Annotated in this window: 21 protein-coding genes and 1 pseudogene; 10 read left to right on the top strand and 12 right to left on the bottom strand. The window is 58.4% G+C overall.

Going from position 1 to position 16349, the window contains the following annotated elements; genetic code table 11:
* Positions 1 to 181: 181 nt before the first annotated feature.
* From ACUM6F_RS08685 to ACUM6F_RS08660, 6 genes and pseudogenes are all read left to right on the top strand, one after another.
* A pseudogene (locus ACUM6F_RS08685) lies at positions 182 to 538 on the top strand (sigma-70 family RNA polymerase sigma factor); the annotation flags it as partial.
* Positions 539 to 600: 62 nt separating this feature from the next.
* The gene (locus ACUM6F_RS08680) at positions 601 to 990 is read left to right on the top strand and encodes an ATP-binding protein (RefSeq protein ID WP_445348971.1); all 390 of its coding nucleotides are present in this window, start codon (positions 601 to 603) and stop codon (positions 988 to 990) included.
* A 78-nt stretch (positions 991 to 1068) separates the two neighbouring features.
* On the top strand, positions 1069 to 1227 hold the full coding sequence (locus ACUM6F_RS08675; RefSeq protein ID WP_445348970.1) for a hypothetical protein: 159 nt from the start codon (positions 1069 to 1071) through the stop codon (positions 1225 to 1227).
* Positions 1228 to 1667: 440 nt separating this feature from the next.
* A complete protein-coding gene (locus ACUM6F_RS08670) occupies positions 1668 to 1847 on the top strand; it encodes a hypothetical protein (protein WP_445348969.1) in 180 nt (59 codons plus the stop codon).
* Positions 1828 to 3393 (top strand): recombinase family protein, encoded by a 1566-nt coding sequence (locus tag ACUM6F_RS08665; protein WP_445348968.1) that lies wholly within the window; start codon positions 1828 to 1830, stop codon positions 3391 to 3393. The genes ACUM6F_RS08670 and ACUM6F_RS08665 overlap by 20 nt, the downstream gene beginning before the upstream one ends.
* On the top strand, positions 3374 to 3724 hold the full coding sequence (locus ACUM6F_RS08660; RefSeq protein WP_445348985.1) for a sigma-70 family RNA polymerase sigma factor: 351 nt from the start codon (positions 3374 to 3376) through the stop codon (positions 3722 to 3724). The genes ACUM6F_RS08665 and ACUM6F_RS08660 overlap by 20 nt, the downstream gene beginning before the upstream one ends.
* A 157-nt stretch (positions 3725 to 3881) precedes the next feature.
* Here the strand turns inward: ACUM6F_RS08660 and ACUM6F_RS08655 are convergent, their stop codons facing one another.
* Both ACUM6F_RS08655 and ACUM6F_RS08650 read right to left on the bottom strand, forming a co-directional pair.
* Positions 3882 to 4562: an endonuclease/exonuclease/phosphatase family protein gene (locus tag ACUM6F_RS08655; protein WP_425621943.1), complete on the bottom strand. Its 681-nt coding sequence runs from the start codon at positions 4560 to 4562 to the stop codon at positions 3882 to 3884.
* Between the two features lie 108 nt (positions 4563 to 4670).
* The gene (locus ACUM6F_RS08650; RefSeq protein ID WP_445348967.1) at positions 4671 to 5273 is read right to left on the bottom strand and encodes an AAA family ATPase; all 603 of its coding nucleotides are present in this window, start codon (positions 5271 to 5273) and stop codon (positions 4671 to 4673) included.
* Between the two features lie 64 nt (positions 5274 to 5337).
* Between ACUM6F_RS08650 and ACUM6F_RS08645 the strand changes: the two genes are divergently transcribed.
* Positions 5338 to 5616 (top strand): hypothetical protein, encoded by a 279-nt coding sequence (locus ACUM6F_RS08645; RefSeq protein ID WP_445348966.1) that lies wholly within the window; start codon positions 5338 to 5340, stop codon positions 5614 to 5616.
* A gap of 34 nt (positions 5617 to 5650) precedes the next feature.
* Here the strand turns inward: ACUM6F_RS08645 and ACUM6F_RS08640 are convergent, their stop codons facing one another.
* Positions 5651 to 6268: a TatD family nuclease-associated radical SAM protein gene (locus tag ACUM6F_RS08640; protein ID WP_445348965.1), complete on the bottom strand. Its 618-nt coding sequence runs from the start codon at positions 6266 to 6268 to the stop codon at positions 5651 to 5653.
* A gap of 68 nt (positions 6269 to 6336) precedes the next feature.
* Between ACUM6F_RS08640 and ACUM6F_RS08635 the strand changes: the two genes are divergently transcribed.
* Complete coding sequence (locus ACUM6F_RS08635; RefSeq protein WP_425621946.1) at positions 6337 to 6732, top strand: TIGR04086 family membrane protein; 396 nt, start codon at positions 6337 to 6339, stop codon at positions 6730 to 6732.
* A gap of 18 nt (positions 6733 to 6750) precedes the next feature.
* Here the strand turns inward: ACUM6F_RS08635 and ACUM6F_RS08630 are convergent, their stop codons facing one another.
* The 3 genes from ACUM6F_RS08630 to galT all read right to left on the bottom strand — a co-directional run bounded on the left by ACUM6F_RS08630 (position 6751) and on the right by galT (position 10611).
* Complete coding sequence (locus ACUM6F_RS08630; protein ID WP_445348964.1) at positions 6751 to 7929, bottom strand: M24 family metallopeptidase; 1179 nt, start codon at positions 7927 to 7929, stop codon at positions 6751 to 6753.
* Between the two features lie 131 nt (positions 7930 to 8060).
* A complete protein-coding gene (glgA, locus tag ACUM6F_RS08625) occupies positions 8061 to 9569 on the bottom strand; it encodes a glycogen synthase GlgA (RefSeq protein ID WP_425621948.1) in 1509 nt (502 codons plus the stop codon).
* A complete protein-coding gene (gene galT, locus ACUM6F_RS08620; protein ID WP_445348963.1) occupies positions 9562 to 10611 on the bottom strand; it encodes a galactose-1-phosphate uridylyltransferase in 1050 nt (349 codons plus the stop codon). Before galT ends, glgA begins: the two co-directional genes overlap by 8 nt.
* 174 nt (positions 10612 to 10785) lie before the next feature.
* On the opposite strand from galT, the gene ACUM6F_RS08615 reads away from it, so the two are divergent.
* Complete coding sequence (locus tag ACUM6F_RS08615; protein ID WP_425621950.1) at positions 10786 to 11418, top strand: septum site-determining protein MinC; 633 nt, start codon at positions 10786 to 10788, stop codon at positions 11416 to 11418.
* Between the two features lie 169 nt (positions 11419 to 11587).
* On the opposite strand, the gene ACUM6F_RS08610 is transcribed toward ACUM6F_RS08615, so the two are convergent.
* Positions 11588 to 12160 (bottom strand): NUDIX hydrolase, encoded by a 573-nt coding sequence (locus ACUM6F_RS08610; protein ID WP_425621951.1) that lies wholly within the window; start codon positions 12158 to 12160, stop codon positions 11588 to 11590.
* A gap of 109 nt (positions 12161 to 12269) precedes the next feature.
* Here ACUM6F_RS08610 and ACUM6F_RS08605 point away from each other — a divergent pair, with 109 nt between their 5' ends.
* On the top strand, positions 12270 to 12701 hold the full coding sequence (locus ACUM6F_RS08605) for an Hsp20/alpha crystallin family protein (RefSeq protein WP_425621952.1): 432 nt from the start codon (positions 12270 to 12272) through the stop codon (positions 12699 to 12701).
* 93 nt (positions 12702 to 12794) lie between these two features.
* Here the strand turns inward: ACUM6F_RS08605 and ACUM6F_RS08600 are convergent, their stop codons facing one another.
* The 5 genes from ACUM6F_RS08600 to nirJ2 form a co-directional block, all read right to left on the bottom strand.
* The gene (locus ACUM6F_RS08600; protein ID WP_445348962.1) at positions 12795 to 12986 is read right to left on the bottom strand and encodes a hypothetical protein; all 192 of its coding nucleotides are present in this window, start codon (positions 12984 to 12986) and stop codon (positions 12795 to 12797) included.
* A 110-nt stretch (positions 12987 to 13096) separates the two neighbouring features.
* The gene (hemL, locus tag ACUM6F_RS08595; RefSeq protein WP_425621954.1) at positions 13097 to 14395 is read right to left on the bottom strand and encodes a glutamate-1-semialdehyde 2,1-aminomutase; all 1299 of its coding nucleotides are present in this window, start codon (positions 14393 to 14395) and stop codon (positions 13097 to 13099) included.
* Between the two features lie 21 nt (positions 14396 to 14416).
* Entirely contained in the window at positions 14417 to 14887 is a 471-nt protein-coding gene (ahbB, locus tag ACUM6F_RS08590; RefSeq protein ID WP_425621955.1) for a siroheme decarboxylase subunit beta, read from the bottom strand.
* The gene (gene ahbA / locus ACUM6F_RS08585) at positions 14868 to 15350 is read right to left on the bottom strand and encodes a siroheme decarboxylase subunit alpha (RefSeq protein WP_445348961.1); all 483 of its coding nucleotides are present in this window, start codon (positions 15348 to 15350) and stop codon (positions 14868 to 14870) included. The genes ahbB and ahbA overlap by 20 nt, the downstream gene beginning before the upstream one ends.
* Entirely contained in the window at positions 15340 to 16347 is a 1008-nt protein-coding gene (gene nirJ2, locus ACUM6F_RS08580; RefSeq protein ID WP_445348960.1) for a putative heme d1 biosynthesis radical SAM protein NirJ2, read from the bottom strand. Before nirJ2 ends, ahbA begins: the two co-directional genes overlap by 11 nt.
* Positions 16348 to 16349 lie beyond the last annotated feature (2 nt).

The following is a 16349-nucleotide window of genomic DNA, read 5'->3' as shown; positions in this document are numbered from 1 at the left end:
TCCCGCAACAATTATCGCACTGCCTAAGCCTTTCGCGCAGATTCCCTTTGTTTCCTTCTCTGCCGGTCATGGTTGGCCAAAGCCGTTAAAGGGAAAAGCGAAATTAAAGACCGAAAAGACAAGCACATGCTGTCGAAAACTTCAATATAATTTTTATACAGCGTATTTCGGGAGGTGTGCTATGCTATCCGCGATCCTCAGCCTTGGCGTGATCTCGGTCATCAACGGGATATTGCTCCTGCTGTCCTACATCACTAACAATACTTTCCCCCAACCCTTAAGCCCTGATGAAGAAAAGAAATACGTGGCCCGGCTGCTCGAAGGGGACGAAGAAGCCCGCAACATCCTTACCGAGCACAACTTGCGGTTGGTCGCCCACATCATCAAGAAATACGACAATACGGGCGAAGACCTGGACGACCTTATCTCCATAGGGACCATCGGTTTGATTAAGGCCATCAACACCTTTAATCCCTCCAAGGGGGCACGGCTGGCAACTTATGCCGCGAGGTGCATCGAAAACGACTTGTTGCTGACAGCATGTAAAACGTGATGAAACCCGCCCGCTCTGCAAAGAATAATTTGAGGAGGTAATAAGGATTGGTCCGACGGAAAATCGTACGCATCGACGAGGAATTGTGCGACGGCTGCGGCAGATGCGTAAGCCCCTGCGCCGAAGGGGCTATTGAAATACGCGATGGCAAGGCCAGGGTGATCCGGGAGGAACTCTGCGACGGAGCCGGTTACTGCCTGGGGGTATGCCCCACCGGGGCTCTGAGCATTGAGGAACGCGAGGCACCCGCCTTTGACGAACACGCGGTCAAACTGCACATGGCCGACCGGGAAGCCCGCCACGCCGCGGACCCCAGGATCCGCTGCGAATTTTGCGGGGCGGACGACCACGACAGGGCGCTGATCCCCATACGCCAGGGCGGCAAAAGCATCTGGACCTGCGTCAGGTGTTTGCCCGCGCTGATTCACGGGAAATAGCTTTTCAGTAAAGGTTTGATAGCTGTCTTTTGTCAGCCTGAGAGGTATTTTTAACAGGTCCTGAACGAGGTGAAGCAGATGGAGGACCCGAAGGAACGCAGCACAAAAATCAACAACAGCCCCCCGGCGCGGCTGGATATGGACGAATTTGCCCGCCAGTCGATGCTGATACAAAAAGGTTCCCTGGAGAAAGGCGAAGTGCGGGAGGCATCCCTTGATCCCAAGAAACGCATTTAGTATTCACTATGCCGCTTCCGGCGTCTCACCGCTCACCGACCCGGCGCTCAAACGCCGGGTCAGTGTATCCATCGGCGGATGAGGACGGTTTCCCGTCTTTCGAGCATCCGCCGCCACGCGGCCAGCCACAGACGGAACCCCCTGTTCTTGCCCGCATAGTACATCACGATCATGTGGGCTTCCCTCCCTGCTTATCTATCGCGTACAGTCTCCCGAAGGGTCCGGATTTCTCCCTCTAAGCCACTTGCAGCGTGCCCAGTAAAATCCGCATCGGCGCAACCGATGCCTCCTCTGTTTCCCAATACCTAACACCCAATGCCTAACACCCATTCCTTATCTATGCCCCAATAACTGGAGATAGAATACAGACCTGGCATCAATGTCCTAGTCTGCGGGCTTCATCCCCACCCATAGATAAATAACCGAGGGGGGTGGCTGGAGTGAGCCGCAACCGCAGGACAGCGATGCTCGTTCTCCGCATCGTTCCCCTGGCGGATGCCCGCCAGGAACGCGCCGTTTACATCTCAGCCCTGTCAGAGCTCGCAAAATGGCTGGTTAAAACCGCTTCGGGAGCGGCGACGGACAACGGGGTGATCCATTGTGAGAAGCGATCACGATAGCGCGCTCCTGGCGGCTGTCTATCTGCGCGTCTCGTCGGAGGAGCAGGCCAGGCACGGGTACAGCCTCGATTTCCAGGCCGAAAAATGCCGTGAGCGCGCCCTTGAACTCGGAGCAACCGGCATCGTTTTCTACCGGGACCCGGGGGTCAGCGGGGCCCTGCTTGACCGGCCCGGTCTGAACGCTTTAAGACAAGCTGTACGGAACAAAGAAATCGATCTCGTCGTCGTCCTCGATCCCGATCGATTCGCCAGGAACGTCGCCCACCAGCTCCTCGTCACCGAGGAGATCGACCGGTCCGGCGCCAGGCTGGAGTTCGTGAATTTCGAGTGGCGCAACACCCCGGAAGGCCAGCTTTTCTATGCCATAAGGGGAGCGATCGCCCAGTACGAAAAGGAAAAGATCAGGGAACGGACGATGGCTGGAAGGCTGCAGAAGGCACGCCTGGGGAAAATGCCCCATGCCCACCAGCCTTACGGCTACGACTATGACCGTTCCAACTCCACGCTGGTGCCCAATCCTCGGGAAGCGCCCGTCGTCCGGATGATCTTCTCCCTTTTTGTGAAACAGCAGCTGGGCTATTCCGCCATCGCCGCGCGGCTGAACGAGCAGGGCATACCGACAAAAAAAGCTGCCCCATCCTGGCACCGGGCAGTCGTACGCCAGATCCTGATGAACCCCGTCTATACCGGAACCTTCTGGGCCAACCGTTACAACTGCAGGAATCTTGGTTTGAACAAATTTAAAAAGCCGGCCGACCGTTTGCGCCCATCCCTTCGCGACAGACAGGAATGGATTCCCATCTCCGTAACGCCGCTGGTTCCTAACGATCTCTGGGAAGAAGCCCAGGCTCGGATCAAAACCGGTATCCAGACCTGGAGCAAACGCCGCCGGAGGATTTACCTGCTGGCCGGCCTCCTTCACTGCGCCGCCTGCCGGAGCAAACTCGTGGGCCAGCAAGTGTATTCGGGAAACAGGCGCTATCCTTATTACCTTTGCAGCCGTTCCCACGAAGGGCGTCCCCGGATACGCGCCGACGATCTCGAAGCGGCGATATGGGATTGGGTAAAGGGCCGGCTTGACAACCCGGAGTGCTTTGCCTACCTGCTGAACCAAAAGCCTGGGGATAACGGGCTCGGCACTGCAGATGCCGCTCCCGCCGAGGAGGAAAAACTGATTGAAGAGCGCCGCGCCGCTGCCTGCCGGGCTTTTGCTGCGGGACACATCTCCGACCGTGAATGGCGTGAAATCGTGACCAGGCTGGACACCAGGATCAAGGCTCTTCAGCGCCGGAAAATGGAATGGCAGGCTCGAGCGAGCTGGTTTGACCGGCAGGACCCCTTAAGGGCGAGGGAGCAAGCCCGGCTGATCCTTGAAAGGGGCCTAAAAGGGCTGTCCTTGGAGCAAAAACGCTGTCTCATCGCGGCGGTGGTCGTTTCCGTAAACGTGGGACCCGGTTCGGTTGACGTCCTGGCACGCGTGGCTGACGAGGAGGTTTTAACATGGCGTAAGCGAGAACGAGATCTTGATGCACCTCAGAGTGGTTAAGAAAACGCGCTCGGAAGTCTCCCTCCAGGAGTTGATCGGCGTTGACAAAGACGGTAACGAAATCACCCTGATCGATGTCTTGGGTACGGCGGCGGAAATGGTTGAAGACAAGGTCACCAGCATTTTCGAGCAGGAGCGCCTACATAACAAGATGAAAGGCTTGAGCCGCCGGGAAAAAAAGGTGATCTGCCTACGGTTCGGATTGATCGACGGCGTTAAGAGAACCCAGCAGGAGATCGCGCGCAAACTTGGCATTTCGAGGAGCTACGTTTCGCGTATAGAAAAACGCGCCCTGAATAAGCTTACGAAAGAATTCTGCGGCTGCCCATGATCAGTAGTCGGTAGTCGGTAGTCAGTTGTTAGGTGTCGAAGGGGTTTGCGCTGCAAATCCCTTCGGTTTTTGGCGCCTACGAGTCTTATTAGCCTATAGCTTAGAGCCAGGGAAAGAATCTACAACACCAAGAGCCCTCAAAAGCACCTCCTTACGGTTACAGCTCTAAGGTAACTATTAGCGGGAGATGGTCGGATGCTTCCGTTTCTATGACCCTTAACTCCAACACATTGAAACCCGGCGAGGTAAATATGTAGTCGATTTTCACCTGAGGGTCGTTAGCGGGAAAGGTCGGCGGAGTGTCGCCAGAGCCGGCATCCTGGAGAAATTCGTAGAGCCGGGTCAGTTCGGTCGCGTCCCGGCGGCAGTTGAAATCACCGCCGAGAACCAGCGGGGCGGGATAATGCTGAAGGATGTCGACGGTTTCATCGACCTGCGCCCGCCTGTCCGCCGCGCTTAGGCCCAGATGGGCACTCGCGAACGTCAGCGGCCCCCGCGGGCCTTCAAGCAAACAGACCAGCAGTCCCCTTTGCTCTCCGCGCCCGGGCAGATGATAATTCATGCAGTATGAGATGGGAAACCTGGACAACACGGCGTTGCCGTACTGCTGGACCCCGTCCCAGCAGACATTGGCCCCGAAGGCTGACTGCATCCCGAGCGCCTCTGCCAGGGTTCGTGGTTGGTCCACATAACAGGACCGGGCAACGTTTCTGTCAACTTCCTGAAGGGCGACGACATGCACCTCGGCCTGTCGAATGACCTCCTCGATACGCAACAGCGAGATTCTCCCGTCCATCCCCTCGGCGTGACGAATGTTGTAAGTCATGCACCTGATCATTCACGGAGTCCTTTTTAACAATGTCTGCGTTACTACAATGTATGCGGCGGTGGTAATTTGTTCCTTGGCAGCGTACCTCACTGCGCCCCGCGGCTCATCAGCGTTTTTCTATAGTTTCCAGTTCCAGTCGTATAGGACCCCATGGTTTTCATACAGGCTTTGAGGTTGGCCCGCCAGGTGCGCCAGCACCGCTTCCACCCGTTGCTCGACCGTCCCGGACACGGTGATGATCCTTTCAGGCGTCACAAGCCCGCGCATCAGCGTGCTTATCAGCCAGTCCATCTCCAGTTGGTAGTCACGGTCGGTGCTCCTGAATCCATTAGCGACAAGAGCTATTTCGGGCGGCACGTAAATGATCAAATCGTAAAGCCGGGCCTGCGCCTCGCACTTCTTATAGTAGGCGAGGCTTTCGCTGCTCGGCGAATGGGCCATCCGCCAACGGATCCAGTAGGCCGCGTTGTCAATGACGGTACGGTCGGCGATAAAATGGCCGAACATGTCCTCCAGGCGGATCTGCTCCTCGAGGCAGCGCCATTGGAACGCGCTGGATTCTTTAGGCTTACCCGTTAAGTCGCAGTCCCGGGAAAATGCCTCATCCTGATAGACAACCCGGGCCTGCTCTTCGATCAGAGGCCAACCCAGTCTTGTCGACAAGGCACGGGCCAGTGTGGTTTTGCCCACTCCCTGGGCCCCCGTCAGTCCGATCCGCATGTCATCCCCCTCTTTGCAAGGCCGGCCGCACTCATAGAGCCTTGTCACGACCGCCAAGCGATGGATGTTACTGTGTAATTGTACTTTAAACGCCATCGAAAGGACACTGCCTTGCTCGGCATCAACACCCTCAAGCGCGGAACCCTCAACGGCCTGTAGGTCACCTGGGAGCAATACTTTCCTGGTCATCTGCCACAGCATTGTTGAGGATACCCTGCTCTTCGCCGCTCTGGGCGCCAACCTCGCTATCATCCTGGGCTGGCGGTTCGTTCTGGCCGTTTTCGTCTGCCTGGTCCTGTCCCGCATTTTGAAGGTGGCACGGGAAATGCCGTGCGCTGCCTAGAAGGCCGTTGTCATTTGGCCATAAGCACTAAGCTTCAGGATGGATAAGGCCAGTTTTTCACTCGCGTATTCGTAGAACCCTGGAAGCGCCTGATACGAAAGGCTGCCCTAAACTCGCCGGCGATGCGGGCACAGGCCTCCAGGTCCACACCCGGCCACTCCACAGCCGTCAAGATGACTTTTACCCCCTTGGAACAACAATACCGCACAAACTGCAGGATAGCCTCATAAGCCTTCACTCCGTCCCGCGGCCGGCAAATGCGGACGTAGGTTTCGGCATCCTGGGCGTTAAGGCTGATGGACATCGCTGAAACATTGTTCAGCAGTTCATCGACCGCCGCAATATCGTAGTAAAGCAATACCTGACCGTTGGTATTGACCCGTATAGGGACTCCAAAGCGGTGTATTTCCCTCGCTACCTCGGTAACGGTCTCCAGACATAAAAGGGGTTCCCCGTAACCGCAGAAGACCACCTCCTGGTAGCGCTGGGCGTCACGGGCTGCAGCCAGGATTTCCTCCACGGTCGGCTCCCTTTCCAGCCAGAGGTCGTAACCGATCCCGCCGGCACGGCGTATGCAGAACTCGCAGTCGTTCTGGCAGCGGTTGGTAATGTTGAGGTACATCCGTCGGTCTATGGTATAGGCGACGGTCATCGCGTTGGACATATTTCAACCAGGCCTATCATAGTTATTGATGGTAAGAACAGCAAGGGGGTATCAAGATGCCCTTTAAAAACGAAATACCCAAAGCGTCCTCCCTTAGCTGGCCCGCCGTAGGTAGAGGCATCCTCGTAGCCGTATCAACCATGCTCATTCTTGCCGTCCTCGCCACGCTCATCTTTTATGTTTCGAATCTTTCGGAAAGATTCCTCCCCTGGACGGCCGCCTTCATCCTCTTCCTGGGAGCCGTAACGGGGGGCTGGAGCGCCGCCTGCCGTGCCGGGGGCAAGGGGCTCATCCACGGGTCCGCCGTGGGAGTGGGCTTGTTTCTAGTTCTCTGGATCGTAGCCGCCTTTGCCGTAACGGGCCCGCTTTCCCTCCTGGGCCTGGCGGGTAAGCTCGTGGTTACCCTGACAGGCGGAGCCCTCGGAGGGATCCTCGGCGTGGGGACTGAATAGTGCCGGCGCCTCTGCTGATCAAAGTATATGCATATCGTCCGGGTAACGGGTCAGGCGTTCAGCCCCGTCTTCGGTAACCAGAAACGTGTTTTCAATACCGACAGTTCCCAGCCCCTCGAACACAAATTTCGGCTCAATGGCAATCACATTCCCTGTTTCAAGCCTGCTTTCGCTGCCTCTTGCCAGGACAGGCCATTCGTTGAGCTCAATGCCTACACCGTGGCCAATGAAACTTACGGGAGCGCGCAACCCCATGAAGTTATGCGCCCGCCCGGCCCTGCCGGCCATCTCCCAGGCAACATCGTACAGGTCCCCTGCCTTGACCCCGGGCCTCATTTTGTCTGCAAGGGATTCCTGGATTTCGAGGGCGAGAGCGTGGGCCGCAATAAGCCGCCTGTCGGGTGCGCCGAAGGCAAAGATGCGGGTCATGTCAACCGTATAGCCCTGCCACACCCCGGGGTAATCCACGAGGATAATCTCCCCGCTTGCGATACGTTTGGATCCGGCGCCAAAACGCATCCACGGTCCGGATCCCGCTCCCCCGATCACCCCGTCAAAGTAACTGGAGTGAGCCGCGTTGGCCCCGCTCAGCAGGTGTCCCCAGAAGACCTCGGCATTAAACCCCCGCACCCTGACGTACCCCTGGTGTCCCCGGGCCCGGGCCAGGGCCTCAAGCCGCCCCGCCAGTTCCAGTTCCGTGCGGCCTAATTCGAGCAAACCGGGTAAAGCCTCGAAAAGAGCGTCCAAAGCTTTCCCGCCCGCCCTAAGGATGCTTATCTCCCACGGCGTCTTGACCGCACGCAACCGCCTTAACAAGCTTGAACAATCTACAAGCTCGGCATTCTTGAATACGGACTGGTATTTCAGGTAGTAAGCGGCGGGCAGCACGTCCAGTTCCAGGCCCAGGCGAGCAGGCAGGGCGAGGCTGTGGTCGAGCATGAGCCCCGGTATTTCCGAGAACCGCTGCAAAGGCACAATCTTCTCCACACAAGCGTCCGTCTGCGCGACCTCAAGATCCCGACGGACCATGAGCAGCGGCTCCCCTTCGGCGGGCAGGTAAAGGTGCATGTCCTGGTACGTCCCGGTGAGGTACACCAAGTCAGCGCTCTGGACGATTAAAGCCCCGTCGATCCCGTTTTGCCCTAACAGCTCTTGAAAGCGCCGCTGCCGCTCTCTGTACTCCTCTCTCAGTTCCATTTGACTCCTCCGTCCGCCATTTTTACGATTGTAGTCTCATCTGGCGGGCGTGTAAAGACACAAAGAAACCGGAGGCGTCGTAACGGCAGCCCCCGGTCAGCGTTTGCTCTAAAAGGCTTTTAACTACGCTCTCAGGCACTGAGCGGCAGCCCCTCCTCCCTGAGGTGCTTCTCTATAGCCTTCCGGTAAAGCTGCAGGTACTCTACAGCCGAGCGCGCCCAGGAGAAGTCCAGTTCCATGGCGTTTCTGACCAGTCTCCGCCAGTTTTCGGGGTCGTCACGGTAGAGTTTCAGGGCGCGGGCAATGGCGCTGTAAAGCGCCCGGCCCGTGTAATCACGGAAGCTGAAGCCGTTACCCATGCCCGTCGCCGGATCGTACTCGGATACGGTGTCGGCCAGACCGCCCGTCTCGCGAACGATGGGGATGGTCCCGTAACGCAGGCTGATGAGCTGTCCGAGGCCGCAGGGCTCAAAGCGCGACGGCATCAGGAACATATCGGACCCGGCGTAGATCCTCTGGGCGAGTACGGCGTTGAAGCCCAGTTCCAGCCCCATTCTTTGCGGGTAACGCGCCTTGATCGAAGAGAAGAGCTGGTGGTAATGCGGGTCGCCGGTCCCCAGGACAATAAACTGGATGTCCAGGTGCATCAGCTCGTCGACGATCTGGCCGATGAGGTCGAGACCCTTCTGGTCGACGAGACGCGAGATCAGCCCGATAACGGGAACGTCCTTGACCGGGAGGCCGAGCTCCCTTTGCAGGGCGAATTTGTTTTCTTTCTTGGCCTCGATGTTGTTGCTGTCGTAGTTGCGGAACAGCCGCGGGTCGGCCTTGGGATCGAACTCGTGGTAGTTGATCCCGTTGACGATCCCGAAGAGGTCTTTCGAGCGCTGGCGGAGCAGCCCCTCCATCCTCTCACCGAATTCAGGCGTTTGTATCTCCTTGGCATATGTCCGGCTTACCGTGTTGAGGAGGTCCGTATAGAGGATGCCGGCCTTCATGAAGCTCACGCTGCCGTAGAACTCCAGCCGGTCGGGGGTAAAGAACTCGTAACCGAGGTCCAGCATCGACAGGACCTCCTTCGGATAGTTGCCCTGGTAGTGCAGGTTGTGGATCGTAAACAGGGTGGCGACGCGCTTGTGGAAGTCGCTGTGTTTGTAATGGGTGTGCAGCCAGAGCGGGATCAAGCCGCACTGCCAGTCGTTGCAGTGAATGACGTCCGGCTGCCAGTTAAGGCGCGGGAGCATTTCCAGCACGCCCTTGCAAAAGAAGGCAAAACGCTCGGCCTCGTCGTGGAAGGCGTAGATGCCGTCGCGATAAAAGTAGTGATAGTTGTCGATCATATAAACCGGTATTGTGGCATGGCCGCCGTGAAACTGGGCTTCGATCTCCTTCTGTCTGATGACGGCCGTCCGCATCTGGTTGTTGAAGTAGATGGGAAAGTCGGTGACGTACCGGGCGCCCTCGATCATTTTGTAGCGCGGCATGGCCACCCGGACATCGTTCGGGGGAAGTCCCTGGTCCATAACGACGGTCGCCAGCGCTTTGGGGAGAGAACCGGCCACATCGGCCAGGCCGCCGGTCTTGGCGAAAGGCACTACCTCCGACGACACGATAAGGATCTTCAACGGGCGATCAAACATACCTGGGAACCTCCTTTGCAGCGGCTTCAGCGATATGCGGCGCTACGACGGGCGCGTCGCGCAGGGCCCGCGCCGCTAGTTCGGGCGGTGTCGGATTGATGAAGTAACCCGTTCCCAGCTCAAAGCCGGCCATAATCGTGAGACGCGGCATGATTTCGATGTGCCAGTGGTAGTAGAAAGCGTCTCCGGCGTTAACCGGAGCGGTGTGGATAACCATGTTGAACGGCGGGTCGCAAACGGTCGCTGCCAGCTTGGCCAGGGAGGCCCGCAGTACCTGGGCCAGGTCGCGCACTTCGTCTTCGACGATCTGGCCAAAGTCGTGCTTGTGCTGCTTCGGCAGGATGGTCATCTCAAACGGGAAGCGCGAAGCATAAGGCGCGATACTGACAAAATGTCTGCTGTCGATGACGATCCGTTGACCCTGGGCCAATTCCTGATGGATCATGTCGCAGAATACGCAGGTCCCCTTCGCCGCACGGTAAGCCTCCGTCCCGGCCAACTCCTGCTTGATGTCTACAGGGACCATCGGCGTGGCGATCAGTTGGGAATGAGCGTGTTCCAGCGATGCGCCCGCGGTGCGGCCCTTGTTCTTGAAGATGCAGATGTATTTAAGACGCGAATCGTTGCGTAAATCAAGCGAACGTGCCCGCCAGGCCCAGATGATCTCTTCCACTTGCTTGTCCGACTGGGTGATCAGGTTGTTGGTATGGTCGGTTGTCTCAACAATCACCTCGTGGGCGCCGACACCGTTCATAATCTCGTAAATGCCTTCCCACCAGGAAGACGGGTGTTCGTCGGCGCGCACCGCGGGAAACTTGTTGGGAACTACTCTTATCCACCATCCCTTGCTGTTGGGAGCCGTTTCCTGCTCGCGGAAGGCCAGGATTTCCGGCGGGGTCATCTCCTCATTTCCGACACACAGCGGACAGCTCTGAGGATTCAACTCGTCCGGGGTACAGCGAAAATCCGTAGGCCTTTTTGCCCTTTCAGTAGCAATAACTATCCACCGATCCACAACGGGATCCTTGCGCCACTCGGGCATTCGGGGACCTCCTTTCGCCTTGCGTTTTTGGCAATAATAACAGGCCGATTGCCAAACAGACTTACAGTGAGCGTGCACGGGTTAGAATTTTTTTATGCGCAGGGGAGGAAAAAGCTTGTGATCCGCGAAAAGTAGGAGATATTGGAAAATCTTATCGAAAGGAAGTCAACCTCTGTGGCTGGCGACGTGCAAATCAAGGGAACGCGAAACGGGCTGGTCATCTGTCTGCCGGCGGCGGACTTTGACGACATCAAGCGCAACCTTGAGGAAAAACTCAAGCAGGCCAAGGGTTTTTTTACAGGCGCAAAGTTCACCTTCCGCCATCAGGAGCGTACGATAAACGAGGAGCAACAGCGCGAACTCGAACAACTCTTGTCGGGATACGGAATGATACCCATCCCCCGCGAAGAACGCCACAAGCCGATATTGATCCCGAAAAGCAGCCCGGTTTCCACGCCTGTGCCTTCTATGGGATCACTGCCCGGAGAACCGGCCCGATTGGTTGGGCGAAGCTTGCGCTCGGGACAAAAGATCCGGTACCTGGAGGGGCATGTCGTTGTGCTCGGGGATGTTCACCGGGGCGCTGTTATCGAGGCCGCAGGCAGCATCTTGATCATGGGCAGGTGCGCGGGAACGGTTCACGCCGGTGTTAACGGCGATAAACGTGCGGGCGTGGTAAGCCTGGAATTCTGCTCCCCCACACTGACCATCGCCGGCGTCCAGGCGATGGAAATACCGTCGACCTCTATCCCCGGCTTCAAACGGGTAATGCTCAAAGACGAACGCATTGTCCTCGCCCCGGTATAACAGTCGTCAGGATAGCAGGGATTCGCAAAGCGAATCCCATCGCTTTCTCTTGGGCGGTTTACGACAGCCGGTCAACCACCAATTATCCCGGAATTCGCTTCCGTGAATAATACCTTCATGCTAACGTCCGACAGCTAACGCCAGGACCTTTTTACCACCCGGAATCGCATCAGCGATTCTGTCCTTGATTGCCGGCGACAGACGACTGACGACCGAGGACCGAATTGGCAGCCAGAAGGCCGACAATTGATTTGGCGTCGCAGATCTCCCCGCGTTTAACCATCTCCACGGCCTGGTCCAGCGGTACTCTGACCAGTTCAAGGAACTCATCCTCGTCGGGGGCAGCCTGGCCCGTCGTCAGACCGGTGACCAGGTACAGGTGCATTTTTTCGCTGGTGAATCCGGGAGTGGAATAAAACTCCAGCAGCTTTGTGAGTTTGCCGGCGGTATAACCCGTTTCCTCCTCCAATTCACGGTTTACCGCCGCTTCCGGGTTCTCGCCGCCCTCCAGCTTGCCGGCCGGGATCTCCAGGAGTTCTTTTCCTACCGCATAGCGGTACTGACGGACCAAAAGGACGCAGCCTTCATCATCAACGGCCACTATCGCCACGGCCCCCGAGTATTCCACAACCTCCCGCCGCCCCACCTTTCCGTTGGGCAGTTCCACGGTATCAACGCGCATGTTGAGGATCTTCCCGCGATAGACGTATTCCTGCTGCAGTGTTCGTTCTTTCAACTTCATGGTATCGTCACCCCTCACAACCAAGCCCGCAGCTAACGCATATTCTCTCCCCTGCGCGGAAACCTTAACAACAAAGGATACTACGATACTAGAGGAGGTTGTTTGCTGCATGAGTATCCGGCGTTGGGACCCTTTCAGCGAGATTAACACCCTGCGCGATCAAATGAATAGAATGATGGAGTTCTTCAGACCCGGCCTGCGGGAGCCCGCCGTTCCCCGGATCGACCTTCACCAGACCGACGACGAAGTTATCGCCACCGCGGAAATCCCGGGTCTGGTGTCAAAAGAAGATATCGAGGTCAGCGTGACCCCGGACAGCCTTTCGGTAAGCGGTGAGATCAAGCGCCAGCACGCGGTGAACGAGGAGGACTACCTGCACGCCGAGCGCTATTACGGGTCTTTCTCGCGGGTCCTGCCTCTCCCCGTCGAGGTTAAGCCCGAGGAATCGCATGCCACTTACGAAAACGGCGTGCTTACCGTCAGGATGCCCAAGGTTCAGCCCGGCAGGGACAGGCAGCCCAGGCGCATACCGGTTCAGTAAGGAAGTTAGACACCGGAAGTCACTAAGTCGGAATCGCCCGGCACTCAAATCCGATACCCAAAGAAAACCTCTGTTAACGCTGTGATTTCGACATTAAGGGCCTGCCTGCGTGCAGTGCCGCTTGATAACGTCGATGATCTCCATCACCGGGACCCTCCCCGAAGCCGCAACCTGACCGTTCACGACCACCGCCGGGAGCGCCGGGTTTCCTTCCCGCCAGGGGCGGCAGACGTAACGGACCCTGATCTCATCCCCGAACACCCGGCGGACCGCCCCTTCGAGCATATTGAATAAAAAGACGTAATCCAGGGCCCGGCCCGGGCAGGAACCAGCCTCTCACCCGGGACGGTCCCCGTCCGACGGGACGTCTCCCCAGAGTTCCACCGTAACGCCCCTCATCTTGCCGTGATGTCCTTAAGGCAGCGCCGGAAGGCCTCCACCGTGCGGTCCAGGTCTTCCGCGTTGTGTGCCGCCGAAACGAACATGGCCTCGAACTGGGCCGGAGCGATGTAGACCCCGGCGTCGAGCAGGCCCCTGAACAGCCTGCCGTAGAGAGCAGTGTCGCTGGTCATCGCCCCCGCAAAATCCCTCACGGGCTCGGAGGTCAAAAAGGTACAGAGCATCGAACCTATCCGGTTTTGACTCACAGGCACCCCGGCCTGGCGTGCCGCATCAGCCATCCCTTCCGCCAGCCGTGCCCCCATCTTATCTAACTGTTCATACAGGCCCGGCTGGGCAAGCGCCTGAAGCGTGGCGATACCGGCGGCCATCGCCACCGGGTTGCCGGAAAGCGTTCCGGCCTGGTAAACCGGGCCTTCGGGGCTGACCATGCTCATTATCTCCCACCGACCGCCGTACGCTCCGACCGGCAGCCCGCCGCCGATGATCTTCCCCAGACAGGTCAGGTCGGGAACGACGTTGAAGACGGTTTGCGCCCCGCCGTAAGCGACCCGGAACCCGGTGATCACCTCGTCGAAAATCAACAGGCTGCCATAGCGGGTTGTTAACTCCCGCAGACCCTCCAGAAAACCTTCCTCAGGCAGAACGACACCCATGTTGCCCGCTACGGGTTCCACGATGACGGCGGCGATTTCCTCAGGGTGGCGGTTGAAAACCTCTTGCACTTCATCCAGGTGGTTGTAGCCGACGACGATAGTGCTGCCGGCGACGTCGGCCGGCACTCCCGGAGACGTCGGAACGCCGAGAGTCAGCGCGCCCGAGCCGGCCTTGACCAGGAGGTGGTCGGCGTGGCCGTGGTAACAGCCTTCGAACTTAACGATCTTGTCCCGCCCGGTATAGGCCCTGGCAAGGCGTAAGGCGCTCATCGTCGCCTCGGTCCCCGAGTTGACCATACGGACCATTTCGACCCCCGGAAGAGCCTCGATAATGAGGCGTGCCAGCTCGATTTCGAGCTCGGTAGGCGCACCGTAGCTTGTGCCCTTCTGTGCGGCTTCCCATACCGCCGCCAGCACTGACGGATGGCCGTGGCCCAGGATCAGCGGACCCCAGGAGGCCACGTAGTCGATGTATTCGTTGCCGTCCACGTCCCAGACCCGGCTGCCCTGCGCACGGGCGATAAAGACCGGGTCCCCTCCCACAGCCTTGAAAGCCCTTACGGGGCTGTTGACCCCGCCGGGGATGTACTTCCGGGCCGTCTCGAAAAGCCGCCGCGAGTTCGCGTAATCTCTGGTCACTCTTTATCCCCCCACCGCTTTCTACTCCGCGAAGTAGGTCATACTCGTCCGCTTCAGTTCCCTGTCGCTGAAAAGGACGAGGTAGTCATCGACCCCAACCTGCTCGGCCAGGCGTCGCACGAGTCCGGCGCACTCATCCCGGGTCGGCTTGTGAACCATGGTGTACAGGTTGTACGGCCAGCCGGGGCGCGTAACCCGCTGGTAGCAGTGGGTGATCTCCTTGAACCCGGCCAGGGTCCGGCCCACCTCGTCAAGCCTGTCCTCCGGGACACGCCAGGCCACCAGGGCGTTGCCGGCAAAGCCCACCCGCTGGTGGCGGATGGCCGCCCCCAGCCGCTTCAAGTGGCCGCTGTCCTTAAAGGCCTGCAGCTTTTCCAGGACCGCTTCCTCGCTTAAGCCAAGGCGGCGCCCGATTTCGGCAAAAGGCCGGCTGACCAGGGGCAAGCCGGACTGCAGTTCCTTAACCAGTTGTTTATCCAGTTCCGTCAGCATGGTTCACCTCGGAAACGTCGAAGTTCACAAGGATCTTAAAAATCCTGGTGGCGGGGAGGGTTACAATCTCTTTGATACCGGTCGCGGCCTTAATCTCGTTAAGAATTCGCTGGACCCGCTCATCGGAAAGGGCCAGCACGGTAAACCACATGTTGTAATCGCCGTCCCGGAGATAATTGTGAGTGATCTCCAGGTAGCCGTTGACGACCTCCGCCACCCTGTCCACCTTATCCGGCGGAACCTTCATCGCGCAGAGCGTGCCCTTGTAGCCGAGCTTGCGGGAGTCGAACACGCCGCCCATCCGCCTGATAATGTTGCTCTCTTTCAAGCGTCTTAAGCGCTCCAGAACCTCGTCCTCGCTTAGTCCCAGTCTGGCGCCCACCGCCGCGTACGGTCTTTCCGTCAGCGGGATGTCGTACTGGACAAGGTTAAGCAGTTCGCGGTCTTTCTGATCAAGATCCATGGGCCACCTCTTTTTTGCCGTTCCGGTACAGGCACCAGGGTTCCTCGGCCATGTAGTCCCGGTAGTAGAAGTAAGCGCGCGCACGGCACCCGCCGCAAATATCGTTAAACTTGCATATCCCGCAGCCCCCGCCGTACTTGCGGGAGCGCAGGGCGGCGAAAACCTCGGCGTTTCTCCATATTTCATCAAAAGGGGTCTCGCGCACGTTGCCGACAACGATGTCGAGGTAAGCGCAGGCCTGCACGCCGCCGGTCGGGTTAACCAGGCAGTAGGAAAGCCCGGCCAGGCAGCCCCGCTGGAACCTGGTCTGAACGCCGAGCTGCCGGGCTATCCAGGTGAATTGAGGCGCACAGGTCGGCTTTAATTCTATCGATACCTCCGCCTGTTTTTTCATTATCCGCCGGAGGAGATCTTCATACTCGGCGGCCCGCAGCGAACTCTCCTCGATGTTCACGCCGCGGCCGGTGGGCACGAGAAAAAAGACGTGATGAGCCATCGCTCCCTGTTCAACGGCAAGATCGGTGAGTTTCTCAACCTCGCCGTAATTCCAGTCCATCACGGTCGTGTGCACCTGAAAAGGCAGTCCCGCATCCTTGCAGGCGCGCATCCCGTCGACGGCTCCCTGCCATGCGCCGGCCACGGCACGGAAACGGTCGTGGGTCTCCGACGAAACGCTGTCCAGGCTGATGCCGATCGCCTTGGCCCCCGCTTTCACGAGCCTGCGGGCCATTGCGGGGGTAATAAGCGTCCCGTTCGAGCCCAGCACCGGGCGGAGCCCCCGGCTGCAGGCATAGGTGATCAGTTCGAAAAGGTCTTCCCGCATCAGCGGCTCCCCGCCGGAAAAAATCATGATCTTAAAGCCGGCCCGGGCAATCTCCTCGATCATTGTCCTGGCTTCGGCCGTGCTCAGCTCATCCTCGGCCTTAATCCCGGAATCTCGATAACAGTGGGCGCAGTTAAGATTGCAGGCGTTGGTCGCGTTCCACGATACCAGCACTG

This window comes from Desulforudis sp. DRI-14 (assembly GCF_052618305.1).
The sequence above is the reverse complement of the archived record's forward strand: the minus strand, read 5'-3'. Positions and strand labels throughout refer to the sequence as shown.

Bases quoted from the DNA above. Each gene is read 5' to 3' on its own strand.
- ACUM6F_RS08600 (WP_445348962.1), bottom strand. From the start codon at position 12,986: ATGCTCGAAGGGGCGGTCCGCCGGGTGTTCGGGGATGAGATCAGGGTC.
- ahbA (WP_445348961.1), bottom strand. From the start codon at position 15,350: ATGGATCTTGATCAGAAAGACCGCGAACTGCTTAACCTTGTCCAGTAC.
- galT (WP_445348963.1), bottom strand. From the start codon at position 10,611: ATGCCCGAGTGGCGCAAGGATCCCGTTGTGGATCGGTGGATAGTTATT.
- ACUM6F_RS08630 (WP_445348964.1), bottom strand. From the start codon at position 7,929: ATGGAACTGAGAGAGGAGTACAGAGAGCGGCAGCGGCGCTTTCAAGAG.
- ACUM6F_RS08655 (WP_425621943.1), bottom strand. From the start codon at position 4,562: ATGATCAGGTGCATGACTTACAACATTCGTCACGCCGAGGGGATGGAC.
- glgA (WP_425621948.1), bottom strand. From the start codon at position 9,569: ATGTTTGATCGCCCGTTGAAGATCCTTATCGTGTCGTCGGAGGTAGTG.
- ACUM6F_RS08650 (WP_445348967.1), bottom strand. From the start codon at position 5,273: ATGCGGATCGGACTGACGGGGGCCCAGGGAGTGGGCAAAACCACACTG.
- ACUM6F_RS08605 (WP_425621952.1), top strand. From the start codon at position 12,270: ATGAGTATCCGGCGTTGGGACCCTTTCAGCGAGATTAACACCCTGCGC.
- ACUM6F_RS08645 (WP_445348966.1), top strand. From the start codon at position 5,338: ATGTTACTGTGTAATTGTACTTTAAACGCCATCGAAAGGACACTGCCT.
- ACUM6F_RS08640 (WP_445348965.1), bottom strand. From the start codon at position 6,268: ATGACCGTCGCCTATACCATAGACCGACGGATGTACCTCAACATTACC.
- ACUM6F_RS08610 (WP_425621951.1), bottom strand. From the start codon at position 12,160: ATGAAGTTGAAAGAACGAACACTGCAGCAGGAATACGTCTATCGCGGG.
- ACUM6F_RS08660 (WP_445348985.1), top strand. From the start codon at position 3,374: ATGCACCTCAGAGTGGTTAAGAAAACGCGCTCGGAAGTCTCCCTCCAG.
- ACUM6F_RS08635 (WP_425621946.1), top strand. From the start codon at position 6,337: ATGCCCTTTAAAAACGAAATACCCAAAGCGTCCTCCCTTAGCTGGCCC.
- ACUM6F_RS08675 (WP_445348970.1), top strand. From the start codon at position 1,069: ATGGAGGACCCGAAGGAACGCAGCACAAAAATCAACAACAGCCCCCCG.
- ahbB (WP_425621955.1), bottom strand. From the start codon at position 14,887: ATGCTGACGGAACTGGATAAACAACTGGTTAAGGAACTGCAGTCCGGC.